The sequence below is a fragment of the Pseudomonas sp. H3_D04 genome (genome assembly GCF_054669175.1).
Window position 1 is genome coordinate 3,325,027 of sequence record NZ_CP162801.1, and the last position, 25,706, is coordinate 3,350,732.

Genomic DNA, 25,706 nt, shown 5'->3' on the forward strand with positions numbered 1-25,706 from the left:
ATTGCGCAAGGAGATTCACATGAGTCACTCGCAAACGAAGCTGCCCGCCAATCTGGCGCGACGCTACCCCGTGCTGATTGTGGCCAATGCTCTGGAGGCCGACGACAACATTCTGGTGCGCAGTGTGCAATCCATAGCCGCAGCGCTGCATGAACATGAGGTGGCCGTTGAATGGTTGCGGTCGCTCGATGAGGCCGAAATCGCCATCAAGGCCAACTCGACTTATTGTTGCGCGATTATTGGATGGGGCTTGTGTGAGCGGGCACCGGATCAGGGCCTGCAGCTTATCCAGCTGATGCGTCGGAGAACGGCCCAATTGCCGATTATGCTGGGCATGAGCCAGGCCCATCAGAGCCGAGTCCCGTTGGCTTTCATCGAGTGCATTGACGGGTTTATCTGGCAGCCCGAAGACAGTGCCGAGTTCATTGCCGGGCGCATAGAAGCAGCCGCCCGCCGTTATCTGGATACCATTCTTCCGCCCTTTTTCGGCGCCTTGGTCAACTTTGCCGATACCTGTGAGTATTCCTGGCACACTCCGGGCCATACCGGCGGTACGGCGTTTATGAAGACCGCTGTCGGACGTACCTTCCTCGACTTTTACGGCGAGCAAATGCTGCGCTCCGACCTCAGTGTTTCCGTCAGCGAAATGGGTTCGCTAAACGACCACTCAGGCCCCGTGGACGCCGCGGAAAAGTTCGCTGCGCGGGTATTCGGTGCCGACTTCACTTTTTTCTCCGTCGGCGGGAGTTCGGCCAGCAACGAAATCATCCTGCATTCGGCCGTAACCGACGGCGACGCCGTGTTGGTCGATCGCAACTGCCACAAGTCTTTGAACTATGCGTTGAACATGTCCGGGGCAGTGCCGTTGTATTTGCGTCCAAGGCGCAATGCGCGAGGCCTGATCGGACCGGTGCCGCTTTTGGAACTGAAGTCGGCTGCCGTTGCGCAGAAACTGGCAGACAGCCCGCTGGCGACCAATAAACAGGCACGCCCGGTGCTCGCGGTACTGACCAATTCAACCTACGATGGCCTTTGCTACAACGTACAGACCACCACTCGCGAGCTGAGCCAAAGCGTCGACCGTATCCACTATGACGAGGCCTGGTATGCCTACGCGCGCTTCAACCCGCTTTATGAGGGTCGCTACGGCATGCACCGTGGCGAACGCCACCCTGACGATGCCACTGTTACCGTCACTCACTCGACCCACAAGTTACTGGCAGCACTTTCACAGGCCTCAATGATCCATGTCCGCTCGGGCAAGGTCGAGGTCAAGCCGGCCCTGTTCAATGAAGCGTTCATGATGCACACCTCGACGTCACCGCAGTACAGCATCATTGCCTCAATCGATGTCTCTTCAAAGATGATGGATGACGCCGGCGGCTACCTGACTGATGAATCCATCGACGAAGCAATTGCCTTTCGCCAGGCAATGGTTCGTCTGAGCAATGAAATCCGTGAACGCGATAGTCAGGATTGGTGGTTTGGGGTCTGGCAACCTGATGAGGTCAACGGCGTTCCTTTCGCCGAACTTGATCCCCAGGTGTTGCATCACGGCGACGCCTGGGTTCTCAAGCCGGGGGCGAGCTGGCATGGCTTCGGCGACCTGGGCGCCGATTACTGCATGCTCGACCCGATCAAGGTCACCGTGCTGACGCCGGGCCAGACGCTCGAAGGCCAGATGGAAAGCAGCGGCATTCCTGCGCCGTTGGTGTCGTCCTTCCTCTCCAGTCGCGGCATCGTTGTCGAGAAGACCGAACCTTATTCCATTCTCGTGCTGTTCAGCCTGGGCGTGACCAAGGGCAAATGGGGTTCGCTGATCGCCGGTTTGATGGAGTTCAAGAAGCATTACGAGAACAACCGCGCGCTGGAGCAAGTGCTGCCTGGCCTGGTCAACAGTCATGCTGAGCGCTATGGCGCAATGGGCCTCAAGGACCTTGCCGAGGCCATGCATCAGGACATGATCAGCTCGCAGATGCTGCACAACATGGATGCGGCCTACACCTTGCTGCCGGACCCGGTCGCTTCGCCGCGGGCCACCTACGCGAAGCTGGTAAAAGGCGAAATCGAGCAAATCGCCGTGCGCGACATGCTCGATCGCACTGTGGCTGTTCAGATCGTGCCTTATCCACCGGGCATCCCATTGATGATGCCTGGAGAAAAGGCCGGTGCCGACAAGAAAGCCATCATCGATTACTTGCTGGCGATGGAATTGTTCGACGGCCATTTCCCGGGCTTCGAGCATGACAATCATGGTGTGGAGATTGAGCGTGATAGCCAGGGGCGCCCGACCTACAAGATTTACGTGGTCAAGCAGTAAGCATCAACCCCTATCCGGCCGCGAGCTGCACGTTGCCGGGCCCTGGTTCCAAAGATGGCATAAGGCAAGGAGTTTATGATGGCTGATTCAAGCAAAAAAATGAGCCTCATGGGGCTTACGACGCTGGTCACCGTCAACATGATGGGCTCGGGTATTATCATGTTGCCGACCAATATGGCCCAACTGGGGGCCGTCTCGCTGTTGTCGTGGGTTTTCACGGCGATTGGCTCGATGGCCATCGCCTACTGCTTTGCCCAGTGCGGCGTCTTCTGCTCACGTTCTGGCGGCTTGTCCGCCTACACCGAAGAGGCCCATGCGAAGTCGGGGTTTTTCCTCTGTTCGTACCTATATTTCCTGTCCTTGGCCATCGCCAATGTGGCCGTGGCCATCTCTGCGGTGGGCTACATGACCGCCTTCGTGCCCTGGCTGGGTACTGGTGCCATCCCGCTTTGCATAGGCACCATCACGCTGATCTGGCTGACCACCGTCGCCAACTTCGGCGGCCCTAGCATCACCGGCAAGATCGGCGCCTTCACGGTCTGGGGCGTGATCATTCCGGTAGCGGGCCTGAGCATCATCGGCTGGTTCTGGTTCAAGCCCGATGTACTGACCGCGGCCTGGAACCCGAACAACTTGCCCATTTCCGAATCCATCGCCAAAGCCATCCCCTTGACCCTATGGGCTTTCCTGGGCATGGAGTCGGCGGCCCAGGCCACCGATGCCGTGGAGAATCCCAAACGCAACGTGCCGTTGGCCTGCCTGTTCGGCACCTTGGGTGCAGCCGTGGTCTATGTGCTGTCGACCACCGTCATCCAGGGCATCATTCCCAATGCTGAGCTGGCCCAGTCCACGGCACCCTTCGCGCTGGTCTACGCGACAATGTTCAATCCAATGGTGGGCAATATCGTCATGGCCCTGGCGGTCATGGCCTGTGTCGGCTCGCTGTTGGGCTGGCAATTCACCTTGGCACAAACCGCCAAGATGACCGCCGACCAGAATCTGTTCCTCAAGTTGTTCAGCAAGGTCAACTCCATGAGCGCCCCCGTCGTCGGCATGATCGTCTGCGGCGTGCTGCAAACCTTGATGGCCCTGTCGACCATTTCACCGGATGCCGCCGCTCAGTTCAGCAAGCTGGTCAACCTGGCGGCGGTGACCAACCTCATTCCTTATATAACCGCGCTGACCGGCCTGCTGGTGATCATGTACAAGGCCGGGGTCTCAACGGCGATCTACTCACGCAACCTGGTCATACTGCTTATTGCGGTGACGTACTGCTTGTATGCGCTGTATGCCTGCGGCAAGGATGCGGTGATGGGCGGCACCCTGGTGCTCGCGGTGGGTTACCTGCTCTACGGCTTCCTCGCCAAGCGTTTCACTGATGCGCCGCCCGCCGAACAGGTCAGGGCGGGCAATCCTTAGGCGTGGCAATCAGGACTGCACAGACATCTGCATACGGGGAAACCGGACATGAACGTACCATTTGCCAAAACCACCAGATTGCTGCTTGTTTTCGCGCTCTCGACGCTGTCGCTAATGGCCAGCGCCAACACCCTTGAACGCGTGCGCAGCAGCCACACCTTCACCTTGGGCTACTTGCCAGACCTGGCCCCCTTCAGCGCACAGGAAGGCGACAAGGCCAGCGGCTATGCCATCGACCTGTGTCTTAAAATCGCCGAGAAACTCGAGAGCGAGCTGGGCCTGCCCGACCTGCAAGTGCGCTATCAGCCTGTAAAGGTTTCCGATCAGGTCAATGCGGTGAACCAGGGAAAAGTCGATATCCTCTGCACGCCGACGCCGCCCACCCTGGAACGGCGCAAGATGATCAGTTATTCAATCCCGATCTATACCGCCGGCCTCTCTGTGGTTGTGCGCAAGGACGCCTCCGAACCGCTGCTCAATGTGCTCAGTGGTAAAGTCGCCAACAGTGGCCCGACCTGGCGTGCGAGCATCAACAATGGCTTGGCTAACAATACATACGCCACCATTGAGGGCGGTGTGACCGAAGACTGGATTCGCGAGAGGATGCGCCTGCTGGGTGTGATTGCGTCACTGGTAACCGTGGCCAACAACGATGAGGGCATCAGCCTGGTCGCCGACGGCAAGGTGGATGCGTTCTTCGCCGAACGTATGTTGCTGAAAAACGAAATAGCCAAGCAGGGTGCTGCGAAGAACCTGGTGCTCCTGGATCGCATATTCGAGTACTCGCCGGTGGCGATGATCGTGGAGCGTAATGACGAAGACTTCCGCTTGCTGGTCGATACGGCCCTGAGCGAAGCCTATCGTTCGGGCACCATCGAAAAGGGCTACGACAAATATCTGGGGGGGACCAACGACATAGTGAAAAAATTGTTCAGGGTGTATGCGTTGCCTTAGTGACATCGTTAGCTACAGGCCGCCTGCGGGCGGCCTTTCAATCATCGGCGCAGGACAAAACCGCATCCGGCGAAGATTTCGCGCAGATGGTTATCAGGTGGGTGCCCACGTTTTAAGACTCTCGGTTCAGCCCGCTCCCGAGTGGTACCTGACACCACTCCAGTCGCTCAGTTTGCGGGCACGGTGATCACAGGTGTCTGTGGCGCCACGCCCGTTTCGGCCAGCGAAAACAGTACAAGAATAAACAAGAACTCCGATTTGGATTTCATGTCACGGTCATCGATCCAGAACCAATAGTCGCGATAGCGAACGGCTGCATAGGCATCGATTGGCCGCTCCCTGCTTGAGTGAATGCGCACTAATGGTTCGTCCCATGGGCTTGGATGCTCAGGCGCGGCAGGCGCCGGGTTTGCACGTCCTTCTTGCACATGGGCAGGTGGAACCTCGATGGTAGCGGCCAGCTCCACGAAGATTTCCGACATGGAACGAGTGAGTAGCACGACCTCGGTATCATCCTGCTGCACCATGCCGAACTTTAGATTCAGCTCGCTGGCATCGGGGCTCAAGTGAAGGAGTTCGCGCACCTTTCGGCGATCTTTCTCGATGTCGTCGGAGACGTCCCGCGAGATCAGGACGAGCATGCTTTCATCGTTGCTTCGTTGATTGATGCGCATCCCCAGCGACTCAGAGCGCTGGATCCGTCTGAAGGCCTCCAGTAACTCGTAGAAACGCGGATCTGCTGCTCGAAAACGCGAGGGGGATGTGGATCGGTTATAGACACCATTAACGGCGCTGGTGGTCAATTGCAGGACGCGATCGATAGGATAGCCGGCCTGAATCAGGGAAAACACGGCAGCCGGCGATAGGGGCTGCAATAAATAACGAGAGAATCTCTCCCCGGAAAGCGGGGTGTAGCTGATCGTCGGACGATCCGTGTACACCCCGGATGCCCCTATGGCCTGGCTGTTTCCATCGCTGGGAAGTCCAGAATACCAACTCGCTGCGAGGGTGACCTGGCTCTGCATCGCGCTGGAGGCAATGACCGAGGAAACTTCGAGGAACACGGGCGCATCTGCGTAGCGTAATTTGACGATATTGAGCAGTGTCTGTTCTTTCCAGGTCGAGGCAATAACTGCACTGTAATCTGTACGGTCACGCTGAATCGAGTTCGGTCCCATCGTTGTGCACCCGGTCACGCAGCAGGCAACGAAGAAGAGCGCTACTTGACGAGTACGGCCCGGCAATAGCCTGGTCTTCGCCGTTGAAAGATCGTGATCCATGACCTTGCCTCACAACGTATTGTTCTGTTGCACTGGGCAATCGGGTTCAGCACGCGAGGTAATGACTGCGCACTGGATCGGTTTCATAAGTCTTCTTCTATCAACACTTTGATGCGCCCTGATTTTTCAGCGGCCACCAACGAGGCATGGTCTTTCGCGTTTTGCTTGGCGTAGCTCTGGGCAAATTCGCCAATAGCCAGATCGAAGGTGTCCGACTTGCCCAAATAGCCGCTGATGAGCGCAGCATCCCCGGATTTGGCGTGGGCACGGGCCAGTGTGAGACCGCACAACTCGGCATACAGCTTCATCTGATCGACCGTCGCGCCCTCGACAGGGGCCGCCATTTTCATGTCTCGTAACTGCCGGACGAAGAAATGCCGGCCACTTTCCCCCTGCGTCCAGCCCAGGAAAATATCGCTGGAGGACTGCATCAGGCGTTGCCCGGTGACCACGCGCTCACCTTGATTCTCAAAGTCACTCTTGCCCGCAAAAGGAGCCAACACCGAAGGACAGGCTTCCTTGAATTGAAGGAGCAACGGGTGATTTTCAGCAGAAAAGAACAGGCCGACAAAACAATAGGTGCCGACGCTTCCGATCCCGACAGCCTTGACGACAAAGTCTTCGAGACGGTAACGATCGAACAGCACACGCCGTTCAAGCGGTAGCGATAATCGATAGTCTTGCAGCGCCACCTGCACACGTTGTGCAAAGTCCTTTTCATAGATATGAAACAGTATCGGTGGCTGATCGAGCAGGCGTCGACGTCCCGCTACTACGCTGCTGATTGTCGGATAAAGGTATTCGCCGATGCGTGCTTTGGCCTTGGCAATCAGCTGAACTCGGTTCTTTTTGATTTTGGCGTTGGGGGCCATGTCGATGATCGTTTGAGCGTCCAGGCGGTCATACCAGACGTCCAGCGGGCTCATCTTAGACAGTTTACGCAGGCGCTCGCGGTAAGCACGAACACACTGGACCGCTATCGCCTGGGCGTCTTTGTCGCTGAGCCGGTTGTCACGGGCAGCCACGACGAAACTGATTGCGAGGCGTTTTACATCCCATTCCCAGGGGGCTGGAAGCGTTTCGTCGAAATCGTTAATGTCAAAAATCAGGTTGCGTTCAGGAGTGGCAAAAAGTCCGAAGTTCAAAAGATGACAATCCCCGCAGGCTTGGACTTGAATGCCTGTGTTCGGCGTATTAGCCAAGTCATGAGCCATCACCCCGGCAGAGCCACGCAAAAAGGTAAACGGGCTGCGTAACATGCGCCCGTAGCGAACCGGAATCAGATTGGGCAGGCGATATCGGTTAGACGCTTCCAGGATTTCAATCGGGTCGCGGTGTTTACGCTTCGGCTTCCAAACGGCGTGAAGTGCGTGCGGCACGCTCTCGGATAAACGCTCACCTGCTTCCAGTCGTTCTTTGCGCGAGCGAAATATCGGTTCATCGTTCTCCATGCCTTTTGCGTCCTTCAACGTACCTTTGATAGGACTCTGCTTGTTGCGAGACATGTCCGCTCCTTTGTTCTCTGGGGCACCATTGAGTCAACCACGGTTGTAATGAGCCATATCAGGGCAAGGCCGTAGCCATTGTTCATCAAAACGCTAACACCAGATGGCATTCGCATTTCTGACAAAAATCAATGCAGCGACGGGAAAAGCGTTCAGTGATGGGATGCCTTCAAGCAGATGTGCCAACGCCCGGATCTACCGGGCGTTCGATGGAAAAATAAATCCGTCCCCTTTTTTTTCGGCTGCGGGGTGGCTTTGATATCGGCGTTCGACGGGAAGTGGAAGCCGAGGTATTCCTCGTCGAGTTTTTTGAATCGGGTTTACAAGGTGACCGTCTCAAGCTCAAACGGAGACGTTATCTGACTTCAAATAGGTCGTTGCCCATTCGCGGTATTTGTCCGAGTGTGTGTATTTTGAAAGCAACTCAGAGACCGAAAGCTCGCGCCCCGCTGTGCCGCTTTGTTCGCGTAACGCCTCGTAAGTCGCTTTGATCGCGGACAAATAGGAGGCATGTCCATTGACCACAATCCGTACATTAGCCGCACTCAGTTTCTCAACATCGCTCAGTGCGGGATTACCGTAGTTGATGAGCATGATCGGGACGCAAAGATGCGCTGTGAGTGCTTCCAAGTGCTGGAAGTCCTTGACGCCAACAAGGCAAACAGCGTCTGCCCCAGCCTTCTCATAGGCCGTAGTCCGAGCAATCGAATCGTCCAAAGTAGTGAGGGCCACATTCGTCCTGGCGATGATGCTCAATGCATCGTCTGACCGGGCAAATCGTGCAGCGTAGATCTTGCTCGCCGCCTCCTCCATATTGATGAGCACGCTCGACTGCTCGTCGTACCTGGCGGGTAGGTGCGTGTCTTCGAGTGTCAGCGCAGCAACACCCGCCTTTTGTAACTCTGTGACTGTTCGCATCACATTGAGCGCGTTTCCGAATCCATGGTCAGCATCCCCAATGATCGGGATTTGGCTGGCGCGACCAACCCTGGAAACTTGCTCTGAATATTCATCGAGCGTGAGCAACGAGATGTCTGGGGCACCAAGCACTTGAAGCGAGGCGATGGATCCCCCCTGAATCGCGACCTCAAAGCCAAGGTCAGAGGCCATTCGAACGGAGATCGGATCGAACACGGATGCGGCAAATTTACAGACTGTTCCATGAAGCAAATCACCGAACGCCTTACGTAGTTCATGATGAGATCGCTCAATCATTTTTTCGGCTCCATCACCTTCCACTGAGTACATCGCTTGAATCGTCTTGCGAGTACGAAACATGCATTAGCTACCGGTCATTACACCCAGTTCGAAGCGCAATGGCCGGTAAGCGAGGCTGATTACTTTTGCGCTAACAAGGCTTTACGCTCTGCCTTTTCGTTTTTCATTGCGGCCATTTCACGCTCGCAGGCCTCGACATCAAACGAGTTGTCCCACTTGGCAATGGCGATAGTGCCGATACCGTTGCCGATCAGGTTGGTCACGGCTCGCGCTTCGTTCAGGAACCGGTCGATGCCCAGGAGCAGGACAAGGCCTACCAACGGAATGGAGTGGATGGTTGTGAGCGTTGCCGCCAGGGTGATGAACCCGGCCCCCGCCACGCCAGCCGAGCCTTTCGAGGTCAGCAGGAAGACGCCCAACAGAATCATCTGATCCATAAACGTCAGCGGTGTATTGGTTGCCTGCGCGATGAAAATCGCCGCCATGGTGAGGTAAATGCAGGTGCCATCCGCATTGAAGGTGTAGCCAGTCGGCAGCACCATACCCACGACCGACTTTCTGCAGCCCAGCTTTTCAAGCTTGACCATCATTCGTGGCAGCACAGCCTCAGTCGAGCAGGTTCCGAGCGTGATCAGAATCTCGTCCTTGAAGTAACGGAGAAACTGAAACAAGGGCATTCCCGACCATCGAGCAACCGTGCCCAGCACGACCACGATGAAGATCAGGGTGGTGGCGTAGAGTGCTATCAACAACTGGCCAAGTGACAACAACGTACCGATTCCGTACTTGCCGATAGTGAAAGCCATACCGGCACCAGCACCAATTGGAGCCAGACGCATGACCATTGCCACGATCTTGAACAGGCCTTGCAGGAACAGATCAATGGTATTGATCAGCGGCTTGCTGGTTTCACCCATTTGAACCAGGGCAACCCCCATCAGCACCGACAGCAGGATGACCTGGAGCATGACGCCATTGGAGAACGCGCCGACAAACGTATGCGGGATGATGTTCATGAAAAAATCGACGGTGCCACCCTGCTCACTGGCAGCCTGGCTGTACTTGGCGATTGAACTGCCATCCAGCGTGTCGACATTGATGTTCATCCCAACGCCTGGCTTTACGACGTTGACCACAATAAGGCCGATGACCAGTGCGATGGTTGAAAGAACTTCGAAGTAGAGCAGCGATTTAACGCCAATTCTCCCGACCTCTTTGATGCTGCCCATCTTGGCGATACCGACAACCACGGTGCCAAAAATAATAGGGGCCAACAGCATTTTGATGAGTCTGATAAAGCCGTCTGCAAAAGGTTGCAGCTTGGCTCCGAATTGCGGTTCAAAGTGACCGATTGCGGCACCAATGACGATACCGATCAGCACCTGCACATACAGCTGGCTGTACCAGCGGGACTTGGAGATTTCCACGGAAGCACCTCATTTTATTGTTGTGATGGGCGTGTGGCGTGACGTCAGGGGAAGACGCCGGATAACCGTGGCCTCCAGCGAAGAAGCCACGGTTCGGGCGCTATCAGCCCTCGCCCAGCTCGCGCATGACGGCGTACAAGGCGGACTTGGCTTCGAAGCCGACACCCGGAATATCCGGCAGACCCACGTAGCCGTTTTCTACGCGAATCCCGTCAGCGAACCCGCCAAAAGGCTGGAACACGTCTGGATAGGATTCGTTGCCGCCAAGGTGCAGGCCTGCGGCGATGTTCAGAGACATTTGATGGCCACCGTGCGGAACCACACGACGCGAAGACCAGCCCATGTCTTCCATCACTTTCAAGGTGCGCATGTACTCCACAAGCCCGTAGGACAGTGCACAGTCAAACTGGAGGTAGTCGCGATCAGGGCGCATGCCACCGTGGCGCAGCAGGTTACGAGCATCCTGGTGCGAGAAGAGGTTCTCACCTGTAGCCATTGGCAGCTCGTAGTGATTGGCAAGTTCAGCTTGCAGCGCGTAGTCCAGCGGATCGCCGATTTCTTCGTACCAGAACAGGTTGTACTTTTTGATCGCCTCGGCGTAAGCGATACCGGTTTGAAGGTCAAAGCGACCGTTAGCGTCGACTGCCAGGCGGCGGCCATCGCCGACAACCTCCAGCACAGCCTCAATACGACGAATGTCTTCATCCAGAGGTACAGCACCGATTTTCATTTTCACGACGTCATAGCCGCGATCCAGATAGCTCTGCATTTCTGCTTTGAGCTTGGTCTGGTCTTTGCCAGGGTAGTAGTAACCACCTGCTGCGTAGACCCAGACCTTGTCGTCGGCGACACCACCGCGATAGCGGTCAGCCAGAAGGCGGTACAGCGGCTTGCCTTCGATCTTGGCAACGGCATCCCACACAGCCATGTCAATCGTGCCGACTGCAACTGAACGTTCGCCGTGGCCTCCTGGCTTTTCGTTGGTCATCAGGGCTTTCCAGATGGCGAACGGATCCAGGTTGTTGTTCTCATGATCGACGAGAGTATCTGGATCAGCTTCAGTGATCCGCGCCAGGAAACGATCGCGCATCAGTGCGCCTTGACCGTAGCGACCATTGGAGTTGAAACCGTAGCCGATGACAGGTTTACCATCGCGAATCACATCCGTGACGACAGCGACAACCGAGCAGGTCATTTTCGAAAAATCGATATAGGCATTGGCGATTGGAGAAGCGATGGAGACGGTTTTTTCACGGATGTCTACGATACGCATGACGGGTTCCTCTTGTTGTTGATGGCCCCACGTTATGCTTTGCGATGCCCCCCGCCCAATGCTATTAATGCCGCACCCTATGCACAGGAGGCATGGCCTTTGGAACTCGTCTGGCTCGAAGATTTTTCAGCCCTTGCGGAATACGGCAGCTTCGTTCGCGCGGCTGAAGCGCGGCACGTTACTCAGCCGGCATTCAGTCGTAGAGTCCGCTCCCTAGAGAATTGGATGGGCGTACAACTGTTCGTTCGCACCCCTCAAGGGGCGACCCTGACCGAAGCGGGGAGGCAAATATTGCCGAGTGCTCAGGAGGCTGCCAGGCGCTTGTACCGAATGCGCAACGAAGCTCAAGAAGTGGCGGGAATGGCCGCTAAATCCCTGCACTTCGCCGCAACTCACTCCCTCTCGTTTACTTTTTTTCCAAGGTGGCTTCGTAGCGCGGAAAACGGTGCCCCAATCGAGGCTGTGCAACTGCACTCAGACAGCATGGCTGTCTGTGAGCAGATGCTGATACATGGTCAGGTTCAGTTTCTGCTCTGCCACCGCCACCCCGACGTTCCACCCTTGCTGGCCCCTGACCAGTTCATCGGCAAGAAAGTTGGTGAGGACGTTCTCGTTCCACTGGCCAGTGCTTCCGCCCACTTCGGCACCTCCCCAGCGGCATTGCCTTACCTCGCTTACACACATGAGTCCGGACTGGGGCGCATCGTTGCTCACCGGCTGCATGGCAAGGAAGATTACCTTCACCTCAAACCCCTTTTCAGCAGCCACCTCGCGGCAGTGCTGATGTCCATGGCCATGGAAAGCAAAGGCGTGGCGTGGTTGCCCAAGAGCCTCACCGAGCAGGAAATAATGGATGGACGCTTAGTCAGGGCACTCGATGAAAGCTGGGATATCCCGCTGGAGATTCACCTGACCCGCCCAACAGCGCCACTCAGTCCATCTGCTGAAGAGTTCTGGGCCAGAGTGGGCGACTAGCTCCATTGGCCGTCTCCAGTTTTAAATCAACCCATGGCGTGCTGGGGCCGTCGAAAACGCGGAGACGAAATCCGGCGTGCCCGAGGGCTCCCTGCGCACAGCTACCATAAAGTGCAGGCATGAAATGACCTGCCTGTCTGGATGCAGATACGCTTCGTCACGACGGGCTGCTAAACCCGATCACTGAAGGGCAGTGACGGGCAGTGACGGGCAGTGACGGGAATCAGTTACCGAGCAGCCCAAAAGCGTACAAGCCGGCGAACTCTGGTGCAGTCGAAGGCAAGGGCGCAAGGTTTTGCAGCTTTCAGGACGTAACCTTGAGGGTACTTAAACATACGTTTTCAAGAGTTGTTGAAAAGCTGATACGCACTTCCTACAGGCGGTGAAAGCATCGAAAAAAACTCAGGAAGCGACCGCCGTGATTACGAGGGTGAGCATCGCAAATGTGTCTGCAACGTGGTCTCTTGAATCAGCCTGCCACAGCCGATTGCTGTTTGTCGCCAGCCTCACCGGGTCGATTCCCGCCGCTTACAACTTTGGTATCTGGTTAGTCAGGTGCAATGCACATAATGGGTCAGGTCGAACGCATATAAGTAGCCAGGTGAGATGCGACTTAGCAGATTATCGATCACATCTTGACTTCAGTTCGGACCAATCCGGTACTTTGTACGAGGCCCTCTACCAAGCGATAACGTCGTTGGCACAAGAATTTGAAGCCGGGCATTGGAAGGCGGGAACAACAACTATCGGGCGGTAAATCTCTAAACGAGGTATTACGAAGCCGCCCTTGGGCTTGGACGAAATGTGCGGGGGTCGTCTTCCGCCACATTAGCGTGCAGCGTGTCGGGATAGACGGTGGCGCTGGAGCCAAAGCAGATCGACCCCAGCACCTAAGGCCCGGTTTGCCCGGAACGGCCGCCCAGGATTACTTCAGTTTCGCCAGCATGGCCACGGCGACTGCCTTGGCCGACTGTGGGTTCTGGCCGGAAATGACTTCGCGATCTTCGATCACGTTCTCGCTCCATGGCTTGGCTTCAAAGAAGTTAGCACCGGCTGCCGTCAGGCCATCCTGCGGGAACAGTTTCATATGGCCGCCGCCGAGGAAACCTTTGGCCTGCTCCTCTTCCGCGTCGGTGAAGGCGGTGACTTTGTAGCCCTTGTAAATCCAATTGGCTGGCGCTGCCGGCTGTTTGCCCGATTCCAGTGCGGAGACAAAACCGTGCGCATCCGGGATCGCCGACAACATGGCTATGGTGCCATGGCAGGTGAAGCCGGTGATCTTGCCTTTTTCATGGAAGTTGGTCAGCAGTTGGCCCAGTTGCTTGTCCTTCAGCAGATCCTGCATCGGGATATGACCGCCAGGCACGAATACGGCATCGAACTTGTCGTAGCCGATTTTCTGAACCTGCGCGAAGCTGATTGCCGGCGAGCCGCTCTTCGAGGTCAGCTTCAGCGTGTCCAGCAGCGCAAGACTTTCCTGACGGGCCTTTTCATCGCCGCCCCAGAAGTTCACATCATTGGATTTCTGGTCTGCGGTTGGCGCCTTGCCGCTAGGGGTGGCAAATACGACGGTTTGACCCGCCTCGATGAAGGTCTGCACCGGTTGCATTAATTCGTTCAGGAAGAAGCCTGTTTGCATGACCTTGCCGTCTTTCAGGTCCAGTTGAGCCTGATCCGACAGTACAACCAATACCGTACCGGCGTTGGCATAGTTAGCGGCAGCGGTTAGCAGGGCGGCAATAATGGTTTTTTTCACGCGATTCTCCAGTAGCAGTGGTTTGTTGGCGCCATCTTATTACTAGAGCAGAGAGTGATAGAGCCCCTGAATTGAATTTCACTTATTACACTGGGTAATCAATAGTTGGGGCTTGCTGTCGCTGAAGTGCTCGGCCCGTGGTTGAAATTTTCTCGGTGCAAACTCCGGGCATGGATAACCCTCCGTATCAACGATCATAGGGATTTCCTCAAACAGGACGTGCCAACGCCCGGAAATACCGGGCGTTGGCCAATTGAAAAGACTTGATGTGATTGTTCAGCCGGGCATTGATTCGCGGCTGAAAGCGTCCAGCTCCCGCACCAGGCTCTGTGCTGCCAGCATGACCAGTTCACGACCTTTGTCTGGCGTCGCCAGCGCCGGGTCCGAGCCCATGCGGCCATCGGGATGGCGTGCGCGAAAGTCCATCGCTTCGCGGATCGGGCCCCAAGGGGCGATCTGCGGCGAGTATTCAGCCGATTTGATCGAATCCGGGTAGGCCCATTGTGTGACCGCAATCTCGGACGGCGTGGCATGAACGCCGTGCCCCGTAGGAAACTGCTCGCGCGCAAGCTCCCCTACCCCCTCAAGGTCCCACCAATTGCACAACTTCAGCGCGAACCCTGCTGGGCGTCGAGCGAAGCTGGCTTCGGCGTAGAGCTCAGAGAACGCCGCCTCAATCGATGCAACGTTGCCACCGTGGCCATTGAGAAAGAGGATTTTTTCAAACCCGTGAGCGGCCAGCGAGCGCACCCAATCGCCAATCGCCGCAATGAAGGTCGACGGACGCAGCGAGATGGTTCCAGGGAACCCAAGATGGTGCTGGGCCATGCCAATATTGAAGGTCGGTGCAATCAGGATGTCTGCGTTTTTTTGCGCTTCACCGGCAATGATTTCCGGGCACATCCAGTCGGTCCCCAGAAGACCGGTAGGACCGTGTTGTTCGTTCGAACCAATCGGGATCACGATGGTGCGGCTGCGTTGAAGAAATTGGCCGATCTCGGCCCAGGTCGACAGGTGTAAAAGCATTTGAGTTCTCTCTTTTAAAGGGTTCCTTGCGGAACATGACAAAGGACGCGGGTGGCAACAGATCAACCCGCACTGTATTCCGGAATCGCGCCGTCACGCGTTTTCGGCTTGGTCGACAGGATCACCAATGCTGCGCACAAAAATACGCAACCCACGATAACGACGCCAAGATTCGCGCTGCCGGTTGCGGTTTTTGCCCAGCCGATTATGGCCGGCCCCCAGAAGCCGCCGGAAAGACCGATGGTATTAATCAAGGCAATGCCCCCTGCCGCCGCCTCGCCCTTGATGTGTTCGGAGGGCATCGCCCACAACACGGTGTAGGCCATGAACATCATGGCGGTTGCCACGGTCAGCAGTGCCAGCGCGGCCATCAGGTTGCCGTCGGCAAAAGGGTACATAAGGAGCAGGATCGCGCCGATCCCCGCCGGCACTGCGCAGTGATAGCGTCTTTCACCGACACGGTCCGACCGGCGCCCTATCCAGTACATGCCGCAAGCGGCGGCGACATAGGGAATCGCGGCGTACCAACCCAGTTGCATGGTGTCGTTGACGCCCTGGGCCTTGAGGATTGCCGGCAGCCAGAAACTCATGGCGTAGATCGAGAAGATGATGCAGAAATAGGCGCTGGCGAGAATGTAGATTTTCGGGTCGCGCAACACTGCACGGAACGAATGGACGCGCCCGGTCGATTCACCCAGCTCACTGGCCAGCAAGGCCTTTTCTTCCTGGCTCAGCCAGCGCGCCTCAGCGGGTCGATTGGAAAGGATGAAAAAAGTCAGCACACCGAGGAAAACGCACGGCAAGCCTTCAATCAAAAACATCCACTGCCAGCCGGCCAGACCACCAACGCCTTGGAACGTGGTGATCAACCACGCAGACAGTGGGCCGCCCACAATGCCGCCAATGGGGCCGGCGATAAACACGATCGCAATGGCCCGCGCCATACGCTTGGGACCGTACCAGCAGGACAGGTAATAAATCATGCCCGGTGCAAAACCGGCTTCGAACACACCCAGCAGAAAGCGCATGGCGTAAAACATCGGCACGTTGCGCACGAACAACATGCAGGCCGAGGTGATGCCCCAACACACCAGAATACGGCTGAAGGTTTTCCTCGCGCCGACCTTCGGCAGCATCAGGTTGCTCGGCAACTCGAACAATACGTATCCCAGAAAGAAAATACCGGCGCCCGCACCATAGGCAGCATCGGAAAGACCAAGGTCATTTTGCATCTGCAGTTTGGCAAAGCCGACGTTGATCCGGTCCAGATACGCAAATACGTAACAGATGAACAGCAGCGGCAGCAGCCGCCAGTTGAGCTTGCGGTAAAGGGCTGAAATGGCATCACTTCGTGCCGGCGCCTGAAGAATTGACATGCGAATCTCCCGTTATTCTTGTTGGTCCGAGTTCGTGTCAGAGAATGTTGCACCGGCACCTCAGGACCAGCAAGAGCAACTAAGTTCGTGTAGTGTTGCTCTACAGGCAACGCAACATCTCTGGAGAGAGTTCCCGGCATGCGCGAAATCAATCAACAACGGCTTCGGTATTTTCATGAGGTGCTGACTCACGGATCGATCCGTGGCGCGGCCGACAGCATCAATACGTCGCCCTCGGTGATCACGCGCCAGATCAAGCTGCTGGAAGAGGAAATCGGCGCCAAACTATTCGAGCGCCAGGCACGCGGTGTTCAGCCCACCGAGGCCGCGGCGCACTTGCTGGAGTTCTGGCGCGGCTATCGATCGCACCAGGAGAAACTCGAAGATCAGTTGCAAGCGATCAAGGGCCTGCAGCAAGGCCATGTGCGCGTCGTCATCAGCGAGGGCTATGTCGACGCGTTGGTCGACAACGTGCTCGCGCCGTTCTGCAAGCAGTACCCCAAGCTCGATGTGCGGCTGGACATTCTGCCCGTCGACGATGTCCTCAACGAAGTCGCCGAAAATCGTGCGCACATCGGCCTTGCGTACAATCCGCCGCCGCATCCGCACATCGACTACCGCGCGACGTTTTCGCAACCGGTGATGCTGCTGGTTCGCCCGGATCATCCGTTGGCATCGCGGGGCGCGGCGGCAACCGTCGAGGATATCCTCGCCTGCCAACTGGTCCTGACACCCACGACGTTCGGTATCGGTCATGCGATCAAGATGCTCGAGTATGCCGAGAAAATCGAGATCCGCCCGGTACTCGTCAGCAACTCCCTCGCGGCGCTCAAGCGCATGGTGGAGGACGGCGGTTTTGCTTCGTTGCTCGGCGAATTCGCGGCCTATCGGGAAATCGCCAACGGCAGCCTGGCGGCGGTATCGATCGACCATCCGTTGCTTCTTGGGGTTGAAGCAAAACTGTTGGTGAAGTCCGGCCGACCGTTGGCCGCCCCTGCTCAAGAGCTACTGAACTGGATGTTGCAGCGCTTGCCGATGTTTGCGTCTGATACGGGAGTGCCGAGTGCCTGACCAGAGACAAGTCATCCCTATTGCCTCGCCTTCTCTGCTGATGGAACAGACGCGTTCGAGATGCTCGAAAGGCCAAAGGAACAACCTGACCAGGTTGTAGAACAACGAAACAAGATCCGCTCGGCTCAAATCATCAGAAAAATGTGATCTCGTAGCCGAATCGCGAGGCTGCGTTGACGATATGTTCCCCCATGATCTGGCGTGCCGCCGTCGCATTTCGATCGATAAAAGCCTGCACGAGTTCTTCATGCTCCCCTCGCGCCGCGTGAGGAATGTTGCTGAACACCGGGCCGCGCCGCGCGAAGTTCATGGTGATCAGTGCGCGCATTGGCTCGAGCACTGTGCGAATCATCGTCTCGAGATAGTCGTTGCCCGACGCTGCCGCAACGGCCCTGTGAAAATCGAGGTCGGCGTTGACCGTTTCCAGGGTCGGTTCGCCTTCGTATTGCATGCGCAAGACCGCGGCCTGAATGACTTTCAACTTGGCCGGGGTCATGTGCGAGGCGGTGAGCGCGGCGGCCTGGCTTTCCAGGACGGCCCGCACTTCAAACATGTTTCGGATGGTGTTGTCACCGTCCAGGATCGGCGCACTCGCCTGCGGTGCCAAAGGCTCTGACGCTTGGGAGGTGGCGGAGACGAAGACGCCTACGCCCTGGCGAGACTGAATCAGCCCCTGCGCCCGCAGCGTGGCGATGCCCTCGCGCACCACGTTGCGGCTGACGCCGAAGTTCTGCGAGAGAAACTGTTCAGTGGGCAAACGGTCTCCCGGCCGCAGCCGCCCGGAAGCAATCTCATCGCTCAGCGAGCGGGCGATGTGCTCGGCCAGATGAGGTCGGCGGGTTACGGGTTGCACATTCATTTCACTCATTCTTTTTTCTCCCCTCACTTGTCTACTTAATCTACATCAGAAGACTTGTTCCTGACAGTTGAAACTGAAATTCGCAAAACACATCAAACACTTAATCCAATTAAAACAATGACTTATCTAATAAATAGATTAAAGCCTGCTGAAATGCCGCAGTTGTTCTGTTGAAGGACAACAGGATGTGATGTACGTTGCCCTCAACCTGATACGGACGAATAAAAAATTGCCGTGTCAGCTTCGCAACCCGCTTGAGGCGCAATCCTATGAAAATTGCCAGCATTGAAACCATTCCGCTTCGTATTCCCTTCACCACGGGCGGCCCGTCGGCCGGCGGGGTCTGGGGGCCGAAAGACCTGCAAATGGTCGACTCTCTCGTGGTCAAGATCACCACCGACGACGGGATCGTTGGCTGGGGCGAAACCTTCGGCTTCACCGCAATCCCGGCGGTAAAAGTGGTGATCGACACCATCCTTGCGCCTGAACTGATTGGCAGCGATGTCACTCGACGGGAGAAATTACAGGGCGATCTGCAGAGGAAGTTTCACGTTTTCGGTCGCAGCGGCGCGTTCATCTATGGCCTCTCGGCGATTGACATCGCGCTGTGGGATATCGCGGGCAAAGCCGCCGAAAAACCGATTTACCAGTTGCTGGGCGGCAGTGAGGCCACGTCTCTTGCGGCGTACGCAAGCCTGATCCGGTATGCAGACCCCGAACTCATCCGCGTCAATGTGCAGCGCGCAGTCAACAGCGGTTTCCGCCACCTCAAGCTGCACGAAGTGGATATCGACGTCATCCGCGCTGCGTGCGAAGCCGCTGGCCCCGGCGTGGAAATCACCCTCGACGTCAACGCTCCGTGGACGGTGCGCGAAGCGCTGGACATGACCGAGAAACTTCGCCCGTTGAACCTTCGCTGGATCGAAGAACCGGTGTGGCCGCCGGAAGACTATTCAGGGCTGGCAAGGGTGCGCGCGCACGGCGGCATCCCGGTTGCGGCTGGCGAAAATGCCTCGACGCTCATGGACTTCCAGCACCTGCTTGAGGCCGGCGCGGTGGATTTCGTGCAGCCAAGCCCCGCCAAAATGGGCGGCATCACCGAACTGCAAAAAGTCTATGCACTGGCCAACGCCCATGGCGTCACCGTGATGGTCCACGCCTTTTATGACGGCCCCGGCCTGCTGGCGGCGGTGCATGGAAGTGCAGCCCTGGGCGGCGCCAAGTCACTGGTCGAATGGCGTTACTTCGACCTCGAAGCGCAACTCTATGGCGACGCCATCATCCCGCGTAACGGACGCATCGACGTACCGCAAGGGCCGGGACTCGGCATCGAGCCTGACCAGGACGTCATCCGGGATTACCGCTTCAAACCTTGACCCCATAAGCCGCTGGCTCATTGCAACGTTGATCGACGCCGACGTGTCGGCCTCGATCAGCCATGACGACATTCTTGATAAAAATAAATACGAGGATTGATGACATGTTAGACAGGATCGTAGGACCCATCTTGCCCGTCGCCTTTGTGATCGCGCTGGGCTATATCGCCGGCAAGCGCGGACGGCTGACCCATTCGGACAGCCTGCTGATCAGCCGCCTGGTGCTGGGCTGGATATTCCCGGCGCTGCTTTTTGTCGGGATGGCGAGCACGCCCCGTGAACAGCTCTTCGACTTCAAGTTCATCGTGGCGACGTTCATCGGCATCATGGGCATGTACACGATAGCGCTGGCAATCGGCTGGTTCAGCACTCGCGATCTCAAGGTGGCAACGCTCAAGGGCTTCGTGAACGGTTATCCAGACGCCGCCTTCATGGGCATCCCTATCCTGGGTGCAATGTTCGGCGCGGGCAGCATCTACTCGGTGCTGGTACTCAACCTGGTCGCGAGCCTGGTGATGATCCCGCTGACGACCATGTTGCTCACCATCGCCGATGGAAAGGCCAGTGGCGGCCAGGCGTTTTTGTCGAGCCTCTCAGGGGCGGTACGTCGTCCCCTGATGTGGGCGCCGGCCCTGGGGATCCTACTGTCCGTGCTGCAGGTCGAGTTGCCTGCGCTTGCGGCGGAGTCTTTCACCCTGCTCGGCAAGGCCACGCCCGGTGTATCCCTGCTGTGCCTGGGACTGATCATGTCGTCGGAGAAACTGAAAATGTCCGGTGAAGTCTGGGGCAACCTTGGGCTCAAGCTGCTCATTCACCCGGTGTTAATGTTCGGCGCCACGGTACTGCTCGGCACTCATGGCCTGTACGCACAACAGATGATCCTGCTTTGCGCCCTTCCATCGGCGACGATCCCGGCGATGTTTGCGAACCAGACCGGCGCCTATCAAAGCGAAGCCGCGACCTCCATTCTGGTCAGCACCGTGCTGTCGATCGTGACGTTCTCCTTTGCGATCTACCTGATTGATGGCGGGCTTGCCGCTGCTTGACTGCTGGCTCGCGCAGGCGCCAGGCTGGAATCGCTGCAGCGGCAGAGGCGTTAAATAAACGCGCCGGAGGCTGATACCACCCCCTAAAAAACGGGACGCCAAGCGTCCCGTTTTTTACAAACACAAATAGAACAAACAACCTGTGGCGAGGGAGCTTGCTCCCGCTGGCTGCGCAGCAGGCCCATCTGTTAAGGCCGCCTCGCCACCCAGTGCAAGCAATCCCCCTCACCACAGGTCAGCAACTACTTAGACGGCTCAACCCTATCCAACATCCGGTTCGCCGTAATCTCCGCCACCATGATGCTGTTTGAAATGCCCAGCAAGGCATAGCGCGACTCCCCCTCCAGATGATCCACCAACTGATGGACCATCACGTCGACCGACGCCAACGTCTCGACCAAAAAAACCGCCAGGGTTTCGGCTGTGGCTTCTGGGTCCACGGAAAACAGTTTGCTGGAGGTACGCGGGGTGGCTTTGATATCGGCGTTTGATGGGAAGTGGAAATCGAGGGCGCGTTCGGCTGCTTCGTTGAGTTTTTTTGAATCGGGTTCGTAGGGGGACACTGGATCGGTGTCTGGTGGGTTAGGTGTAATTTTGAACATAAGCTCGCTTCTCAAATTGAGCGCCAACCTTCTTGCTGCTAAACGAGAGGGAGGCAGCTGTACGCAGGTTAGCAGACCGGGGAAGCTAGCAAAGCCGGCGCGCCCGAAGGCGCCCTGCGCACAACCACCATCAAGTGCAGGCGTGGGAATGCCTGACTGACAAGAGCTCGTGCAGCTTGCTTGTAACCCCGGGCTGCTAAACCCGATCACTGAAGGGCAGTGACACGAATCAAGTTACCGAGCGGCCCATAAGCGCACAAGCCGGCGGATTCTGGTGCAGCCGTAGGCAATGGCGCAAGGTTTTGTAGCTTTCAGGACGTAACCTTGAGGGCGTTTAAACATGCGCGCTCAAGGGTTGTTGAAAAAGCTGATACGCGCTTCCTACAGGCGGTGAAAGCTTCGAAAAAAATTCAGGAAGCCACTGCCGTATTTACAAGATGACCGTCACAAGTGTGATAGCAACGTGGTCTCTTGAATCAGCCTGTTATCGACCAAAAGCAGACACTCAAAAAGCGTGCTGAACGATCAGGTTCTCATGTCATGAAATCATCCAGCTGTCGTACCATCGTCACATCGACAGAACGGAGGTTGATATGGGAAATGGTCAGGGCAGACGAGTCGTTGTCATTGGTGCAGGCATCGTTGGCGCGTCATTGGCGTATCACTTGGCCGGTAAAGGCGCGAATGTCACCTTGGTAGAGGCTGAAGATATAGCTTCGGGAGTGACTGGCAGCTCATTCGCTTGGCTCAATACCTCACACCCCGAACCAGACCCAATTGCGCAACTGCGCGGTTCTGCCATCAAGGAGTACCGCCGACTCGAAACGCAGCTGCCTGGTCTGGAGATACGATGGACAGGTGCCTTGTCTTACAGCGTGATGGCGATTGGAGCGCTGCCGATCCCAGGTCACCAAGCTTCGGCAAACCTGGTGTCTCGATCGCAGATTCTCGACCTTGAACCAAATCTCAAGAACCCTCCCCAGTCTGCTCTATATGCGGCTGAAGAAGGAGCGCTGGACGCAGTGGCAGCTACGCATGCGTTGATCGCAGGTGCCCAGGCGTATGGGGCGAAGATTCTCACTCAGACGCGAGTGCTCGGTTTTGTAACCCAGAGTGAAACGGTGACCGGAGTCGAAACAACAATAGGCATCATCGATGCCGATATTGTCGTATTGGCAGCCGGGACAGGCATCACGAAGCTGACAGACATGCTTGGAGTGTCCCTGCCGATAGAGGCCTCGCCTGCCATTTTCATCCGTTACAAGTCACAACCCAACCTCGTGCACACCCTCATCTCCAGCCCTGAAATGGAAGTGAGGCAAAGTTCGGATGGTGCGTTGCTGGCGGCAGAAGATTACCTGGACGACGCCATGGAAAATCAGCCGGCAGCGATAGCGCTTCGAACTGCCAAGACAATCCAGAACGAACTCCATGGTGTTGTTTCCATAGATCCGGAATGGGCTTGTGTCGGACTCAGGCCCATGCCTGCCGATGGCATCCCCATCATCGGTTATCTACCCAAAGTAGGTGGCGTCTATGTTTGTGCAATGCACCCCGGAATTACTTTGGCGGCAATAGTGGGACGTCTGGCCAGCGAGGAGATCATCGATGACAAGGCGTCCAGTTCCCTTTGCCCATGCCGGCCCGATCGATTTTTGCAAGCGTAGGGGATCCTCTTGTGAGGCAGCAATAGGTCATTTCCGGCCTCTCGCGGAGATAGAATAGCGACCGCTGGTTCTTTCTGTGATGAGCTGATGCTTCGTCCGGTCGATATCAGGCATAACCCGTAGTCGATGCCTTATGAAGCTCCACCCTTAAAATTCCAACACTCAGCGATGGAATGAGAATGTCCAAAAAAACCATCTATGCCAAAGAATTCGACATCTGTGTTTCGATGTCAGATTTAGTAACCTGGGAAGGTGACCAGAAGGCTCCCAGCGCCGACCTGCAGGCGGTATTTACCACCCTTGAAATTCCCGTCAACATTATCGAACTCCACGAGTTGTATTTCGCCCACCTTTACAACGGCTACGGCGACGTGCATGTGTATCATGCTCAAAATAACGGAGGCAGTATTTTCGCAATCGACTTGTATCGAGAACTCACGGACCAGCAAGATTTGACAGGTCTATTTCTGCGTATTGAAAGCCCTGCATTTGATCAGGCACTCGCCCATCTCCGGTCATTCTTTGACAGCGCCAGGTGCCAAGTTGCCTTTGAGCAGGCAAGCTACTCTAGGCGACTTCGCGAAACGCTTGACGAAAGCAGATACCCTCGACTGGTCGAAGTCGATCACGACTTCATACAGCAGCATTACACTCATCGGTGACGCTAGCCAACCAGACACTGCACAAGTCCGATTCAGCTTTGGCATTTAGCAGTTGCGCCGATACTGTGTTCACTTGCCGATCGCCTCCTTGCGACCAAAGAATGCGATCACCCGGCCCAATGCCGTCTCGGTACCGGCACGCAGGTCCATCGGCTCAGTGGAGAGCCAGATAGCATTGATTCGAATCACTGGAGCAGTTCGCGGGCGAAACGGACGCAGCCCTCTGGACCAGAGGCGGCCTATTTCAAAGTCATGATTTGCTCACCGAGAGGCCGCTCTGTGGTTACGGCACGATCAGTTGAGAGTATGGCGGTCGCTCTGAGCGGCATGAAAGCTGACAAGACGGTTGCTGGCCGAATTCTGCGGTTGCTGACCGGCAGCCATGGGTCGGTTGCTGCCCTTCGCGACGGGCTGTAATCGGCCAATTGCTGCCCCTCGCGAGACAGCAATCCGGCAATAAGCGCATCAATCTTCGGTTAAAGCGGAATAATCACTTGAGGATGAAAGAAGAGGAACTCGCCGCAATATGAGCCGCAGATGCGGCTCATATTGTGCTTTGTGAAATAAGAAGATCTTTTAGATTACCAGAACCGCCGCCCCAGTCGTGCGTCGCTCTTCCAGATCACGATGCGCTTCTACCAATTGCTCGAACGGATACACCCGGCTCGGCTCGACCTTGATCAGGCCATTGCTGATGGCGGCGAACAAGTCTTTGGCGGCGTGGGCCAGTTGTGGCGCGGTGGCGACGAACACCGGCAGGATGGGCCAGGTCAGTTTCAACGAGCGTGGTGCCAGGGCGAACGGGTCGATCAGCGGCGGATTGCCGGAGGCTTTACCGAACACTACGAGGGTTCCGCGTGGTGCGAGGACCGCCAATGAGTCGTTGAAAGTGTCTTTGCCGACCGAGTCGAACACGGCTTTAACGCCGGTGCCATCGGTGAATTGCAGCACCCGCTCAGCGAAGTTCTCCTCTTGGTAGTTGATGACGTGATTACAGCCAGCCGCTAGGGCAATGGCGGCTTTTTCGTCGGAGGACACAGTGCCGATCACCCGCAAGCCCAAAGCCTTGGCCCATTGTACGAAGATCAACCCGACGCCACCGGCTGCCGCGTGGTAGAGCACTGTGTCACCCTTTGCCAGGTCGACGACTTCCTTGAGTAGATAACGTGCGGTCAGGCCTTTCAGGAATGCCGCAGCGGCCTGATGATCGGTGATCCTGTCAGGAATAATCGCTACGCGGTCGGCGGGGTATAGGCACAAGGTTGTGTAAGCGCCATGGACGTCGTCGGAGTAGACCACTCGATCCCCCACTTTGACCGAAGTTACATCACTGCCCACCGCTTCGACGATACCGGCGGCTTCATTACCGAGGATCGCCGGGAACGAAGGTACTGGGAATGTTCCGCGACGATAATAAACTTCGACGAAATTGAGGCCGATCACGGTGTTGCGAATCAACACTTGCCCGGCAGCTGGCGCGCTAACTTGAACTTCTTCAAAAACCAAAACTTCGGGAGCGCCATATTGGTGTATGTACGCGGCTTTAGCGGTATAGGTCATGAGTTTTTCCTTAGCGGTATAGAGTAGGTCCCGCGATAATTTGCTTGGAGAAGTTGATCGTGGATTTACCCAAGTGTTGATAAATTAGCTCCAACACCCACAATCTGTGACGCGGGATTCGATAATTAATACTGATAGTTTTGGACTGAGCATTACCGCCGCAGCCGTTACGTGTGCGTAACAATCCGCATCAGATATGAATAAGGCCGATGTGCGTTTAACAGCCGCACCCACCGCCCCGCAGTGTTCGGCTGACCAAAACTGGTGAAGTGTTCCACTACCTTGCGGAGCCATATATCGGTGAACAGAGATCGGCATTTAAGGGCCTGATGCA

The 25,706-nt window shown here is 56.5% G+C and carries 20 protein-coding genes; 9 read left to right on the forward strand and 11 right to left on the reverse strand.

Annotated elements, in window-relative coordinates; genetic code table 11:
- Positions 1–19: 19 nt before the first annotated feature.
- The 3 genes from AB4N91_RS15490 to AB4N91_RS15500 all read left to right on the forward strand — a co-directional run bounded on the left by AB4N91_RS15490 (position 20) and on the right by AB4N91_RS15500 (position 4,693).
- A complete protein-coding gene (locus tag AB4N91_RS15490) occupies positions 20–2,320 on the forward strand; it encodes an Orn/Lys/Arg family decarboxylase (protein WP_154911580.1) in 2,301 nt (766 codons plus the stop codon).
- 78 nt (positions 2,321–2,398) lie between these two features.
- Complete coding sequence (potE, locus tag AB4N91_RS15495; protein ID WP_154911579.1) at positions 2,399–3,739, forward strand: putrescine-ornithine antiporter; 1,341 nt, start codon at positions 2,399–2,401, stop codon at positions 3,737–3,739.
- A 48-nt stretch (positions 3,740–3,787) separates the two neighbouring features.
- The gene (locus AB4N91_RS15500; RefSeq protein WP_154911578.1) at positions 3,788–4,693 is read left to right on the forward strand and encodes an amino acid ABC transporter substrate-binding protein; all 906 of its coding nucleotides are present in this window, start codon (positions 3,788–3,790) and stop codon (positions 4,691–4,693) included.
- Between the two features lie 167 nt (positions 4,694–4,860).
- Here AB4N91_RS15500 and AB4N91_RS15505 read toward each other — a convergent pair whose 3' ends face one another.
- From AB4N91_RS15505 to AB4N91_RS15525, 5 genes are all read right to left on the reverse strand, one after another.
- Positions 4,861–5,973, reverse strand: coding sequence for a hypothetical protein (locus AB4N91_RS15505; protein WP_010459008.1), 1,113 nt, complete (start codon positions 5,971–5,973; stop codon positions 4,861–4,863).
- An 83-nt stretch (positions 5,974–6,056) separates the two neighbouring features.
- On the reverse strand, positions 6,057–7,232 hold the full coding sequence (locus tag AB4N91_RS15510) for a DUF2252 domain-containing protein (RefSeq protein ID WP_318192328.1): 1,176 nt from the start codon (positions 7,230–7,232) through the stop codon (positions 6,057–6,059).
- Positions 7,233–7,820: 588 nt separating this feature from the next.
- Complete coding sequence (locus AB4N91_RS15515) at positions 7,821–8,693, reverse strand: isocitrate lyase/PEP mutase family protein (protein WP_145310816.1); 873 nt, start codon at positions 8,691–8,693, stop codon at positions 7,821–7,823.
- Between the two features lie 122 nt (positions 8,694–8,815).
- On the reverse strand, positions 8,816–10,123 hold the full coding sequence (dctA, locus tag AB4N91_RS15520; protein ID WP_145310796.1) for a C4-dicarboxylate transporter DctA: 1,308 nt from the start codon (positions 10,121–10,123) through the stop codon (positions 8,816–8,818).
- A 103-nt stretch (positions 10,124–10,226) separates the two neighbouring features.
- The gene (locus tag AB4N91_RS15525; RefSeq protein ID WP_154911576.1) at positions 10,227–11,396 is read right to left on the reverse strand and encodes a mandelate racemase/muconate lactonizing enzyme family protein; all 1,170 of its coding nucleotides are present in this window, start codon (positions 11,394–11,396) and stop codon (positions 10,227–10,229) included.
- 99 nt (positions 11,397–11,495) lie between these two features.
- On the opposite strand from AB4N91_RS15525, the gene AB4N91_RS15530 reads away from it, so the two are divergent.
- A complete protein-coding gene (locus tag AB4N91_RS15530; protein ID WP_145310800.1) occupies positions 11,496–12,371 on the forward strand; it encodes a LysR family transcriptional regulator in 876 nt (291 codons plus the stop codon).
- Between the two features lie 925 nt (positions 12,372–13,296).
- Here AB4N91_RS15530 and AB4N91_RS15535 read toward each other — a convergent pair.
- The 3 genes from AB4N91_RS15535 to AB4N91_RS15545 form a co-directional block, all read right to left on the reverse strand.
- Positions 13,297–14,127, reverse strand: coding sequence for a type 1 glutamine amidotransferase domain-containing protein (locus AB4N91_RS15535; protein ID WP_460110863.1), 831 nt, complete (start codon positions 14,125–14,127; stop codon positions 13,297–13,299).
- Positions 14,128–14,403: 276 nt separating this feature from the next.
- A complete protein-coding gene (locus tag AB4N91_RS15540; RefSeq protein WP_033038802.1) occupies positions 14,404–15,153 on the reverse strand; it encodes a creatininase family protein in 750 nt (249 codons plus the stop codon).
- Between the two features lie 62 nt (positions 15,154–15,215).
- Positions 15,216–16,529 (reverse strand): MFS transporter, encoded by a 1,314-nt coding sequence (locus AB4N91_RS15545; RefSeq protein WP_200668185.1) that lies wholly within the window; start codon positions 16,527–16,529, stop codon positions 15,216–15,218.
- A 138-nt stretch (positions 16,530–16,667) separates the two neighbouring features.
- On the opposite strand from AB4N91_RS15545, the gene AB4N91_RS15550 reads away from it, so the two are divergent.
- Positions 16,668–17,600, forward strand: coding sequence for a LysR family transcriptional regulator (locus AB4N91_RS15550; protein ID WP_169857350.1), 933 nt, complete (start codon positions 16,668–16,670; stop codon positions 17,598–17,600).
- Positions 17,601–17,733: 133 nt separating this feature from the next.
- Here the strand turns inward: AB4N91_RS15550 and AB4N91_RS15555 are convergent, their stop codons facing one another.
- Positions 17,734–18,468, reverse strand: a complete 735-nt coding sequence (locus tag AB4N91_RS15555; RefSeq protein WP_154911574.1) for a FadR/GntR family transcriptional regulator — start codon at positions 18,466–18,468, stop codon at positions 17,734–17,736.
- Positions 18,469–18,728: 260 nt separating this feature from the next.
- On the opposite strand from AB4N91_RS15555, the gene AB4N91_RS15560 reads away from it, so the two are divergent.
- Positions 18,729–19,835, forward strand: a complete 1,107-nt coding sequence (locus AB4N91_RS15560) for a mandelate racemase/muconate lactonizing enzyme family protein (protein WP_083377142.1) — start codon at positions 18,729–18,731, stop codon at positions 19,833–19,835.
- 131 nt (positions 19,836–19,966) lie between these two features.
- Positions 19,967–20,881 (forward strand): AEC family transporter, encoded by a 915-nt coding sequence (locus AB4N91_RS15565; protein WP_234452944.1) that lies wholly within the window; start codon positions 19,967–19,969, stop codon positions 20,879–20,881.
- A gap of 242 nt (positions 20,882–21,123) precedes the next feature.
- Here AB4N91_RS15565 and AB4N91_RS15570 read toward each other — a convergent pair whose 3' ends face one another.
- On the reverse strand, positions 21,124–21,483 hold the full coding sequence (locus tag AB4N91_RS15570; protein WP_460110898.1) for a DUF6124 family protein: 360 nt from the start codon (positions 21,481–21,483) through the stop codon (positions 21,124–21,126).
- Positions 21,484–22,076: 593 nt separating this feature from the next.
- Between AB4N91_RS15570 and AB4N91_RS15575 the strand changes: the two genes are divergently transcribed.
- Both AB4N91_RS15575 and AB4N91_RS15580 read left to right on the forward strand, forming a co-directional pair.
- Entirely contained in the window at positions 22,077–23,150 is a 1,074-nt protein-coding gene (locus AB4N91_RS15575; RefSeq protein ID WP_460110902.1) for an NAD(P)/FAD-dependent oxidoreductase, read from the forward strand.
- A 179-nt stretch (positions 23,151–23,329) separates the two neighbouring features.
- Positions 23,330–23,812, forward strand: a complete 483-nt coding sequence (locus AB4N91_RS15580; RefSeq protein WP_033040639.1) for a hypothetical protein — start codon at positions 23,330–23,332, stop codon at positions 23,810–23,812.
- Between the two features lie 576 nt (positions 23,813–24,388).
- On the opposite strand, the gene AB4N91_RS15585 is transcribed toward AB4N91_RS15580, so the two are convergent.
- A complete protein-coding gene (locus AB4N91_RS15585) occupies positions 24,389–25,372 on the reverse strand; it encodes a quinone oxidoreductase family protein (RefSeq protein ID WP_154911571.1) in 984 nt (327 codons plus the stop codon).
- Positions 25,373–25,706: the final 334 nt, after the last annotated feature.

Bases quoted from the DNA above. Each gene is read 5' to 3' on its own strand.
- AB4N91_RS15490 (WP_154911580.1), top strand. From the start codon at position 20: ATGAGTCACTCGCAAACGAAGCTGCCCGCCAATCTGGCGCGACGCTAC.
- potE (WP_154911579.1), top strand. From the start codon at position 2,399: ATGGCTGATTCAAGCAAAAAAATGAGCCTCATGGGGCTTACGACGCTG.
- AB4N91_RS15500 (WP_154911578.1), top strand. From the start codon at position 3,788: ATGAACGTACCATTTGCCAAAACCACCAGATTGCTGCTTGTTTTCGCG.
- AB4N91_RS15505 (WP_010459008.1), bottom strand. From the start codon at position 5,973: ATGGATCACGATCTTTCAACGGCGAAGACCAGGCTATTGCCGGGCCGT.
- AB4N91_RS15510 (WP_318192328.1), bottom strand. From the start codon at position 7,232: ATGTTACGCAGCCCGTTTACCTTTTTGCGTGGCTCTGCCGGGGTGATG.
- AB4N91_RS15515 (WP_145310816.1), bottom strand. From the start codon at position 8,693: ATGATTGAGCGATCTCATCATGAACTACGTAAGGCGTTCGGTGATTTG.
- AB4N91_RS15525 (WP_154911576.1), bottom strand. From the start codon at position 11,396: ATGCGTATCGTAGACATCCGTGAAAAAACCGTCTCCATCGCTTCTCCA.
- AB4N91_RS15540 (WP_033038802.1), bottom strand. From the start codon at position 15,153: ATGCTTTTACACCTGTCGACCTGGGCCGAGATCGGCCAATTTCTTCAA.
- AB4N91_RS15545 (WP_200668185.1), bottom strand. From the start codon at position 16,529: ATGTCAATTCTTCAGGCGCCGGCACGAAGTGATGCCATTTCAGCCCTT.
- AB4N91_RS15550 (WP_169857350.1), top strand. From the start codon at position 16,668: ATGCGCGAAATCAATCAACAACGGCTTCGGTATTTTCATGAGGTGCTG.
- AB4N91_RS15555 (WP_154911574.1), bottom strand. From the start codon at position 18,468: ATGAGTGAAATGAATGTGCAACCCGTAACCCGCCGACCTCATCTGGCC.
- AB4N91_RS15560 (WP_083377142.1), top strand. From the start codon at position 18,729: ATGAAAATTGCCAGCATTGAAACCATTCCGCTTCGTATTCCCTTCACC.
- AB4N91_RS15570 (WP_460110898.1), bottom strand. From the start codon at position 21,483: ATGTTCAAAATTACACCTAACCCACCAGACACCGATCCAGTGTCCCCC.
- AB4N91_RS15575 (WP_460110902.1), top strand. From the start codon at position 22,077: ATGGGAAATGGTCAGGGCAGACGAGTCGTTGTCATTGGTGCAGGCATC.
- AB4N91_RS15580 (WP_033040639.1), top strand. From the start codon at position 23,330: ATGTCCAAAAAAACCATCTATGCCAAAGAATTCGACATCTGTGTTTCG.
- AB4N91_RS15585 (WP_154911571.1), bottom strand. From the start codon at position 25,372: ATGACCTATACCGCTAAAGCCGCGTACATACACCAATATGGCGCTCCC.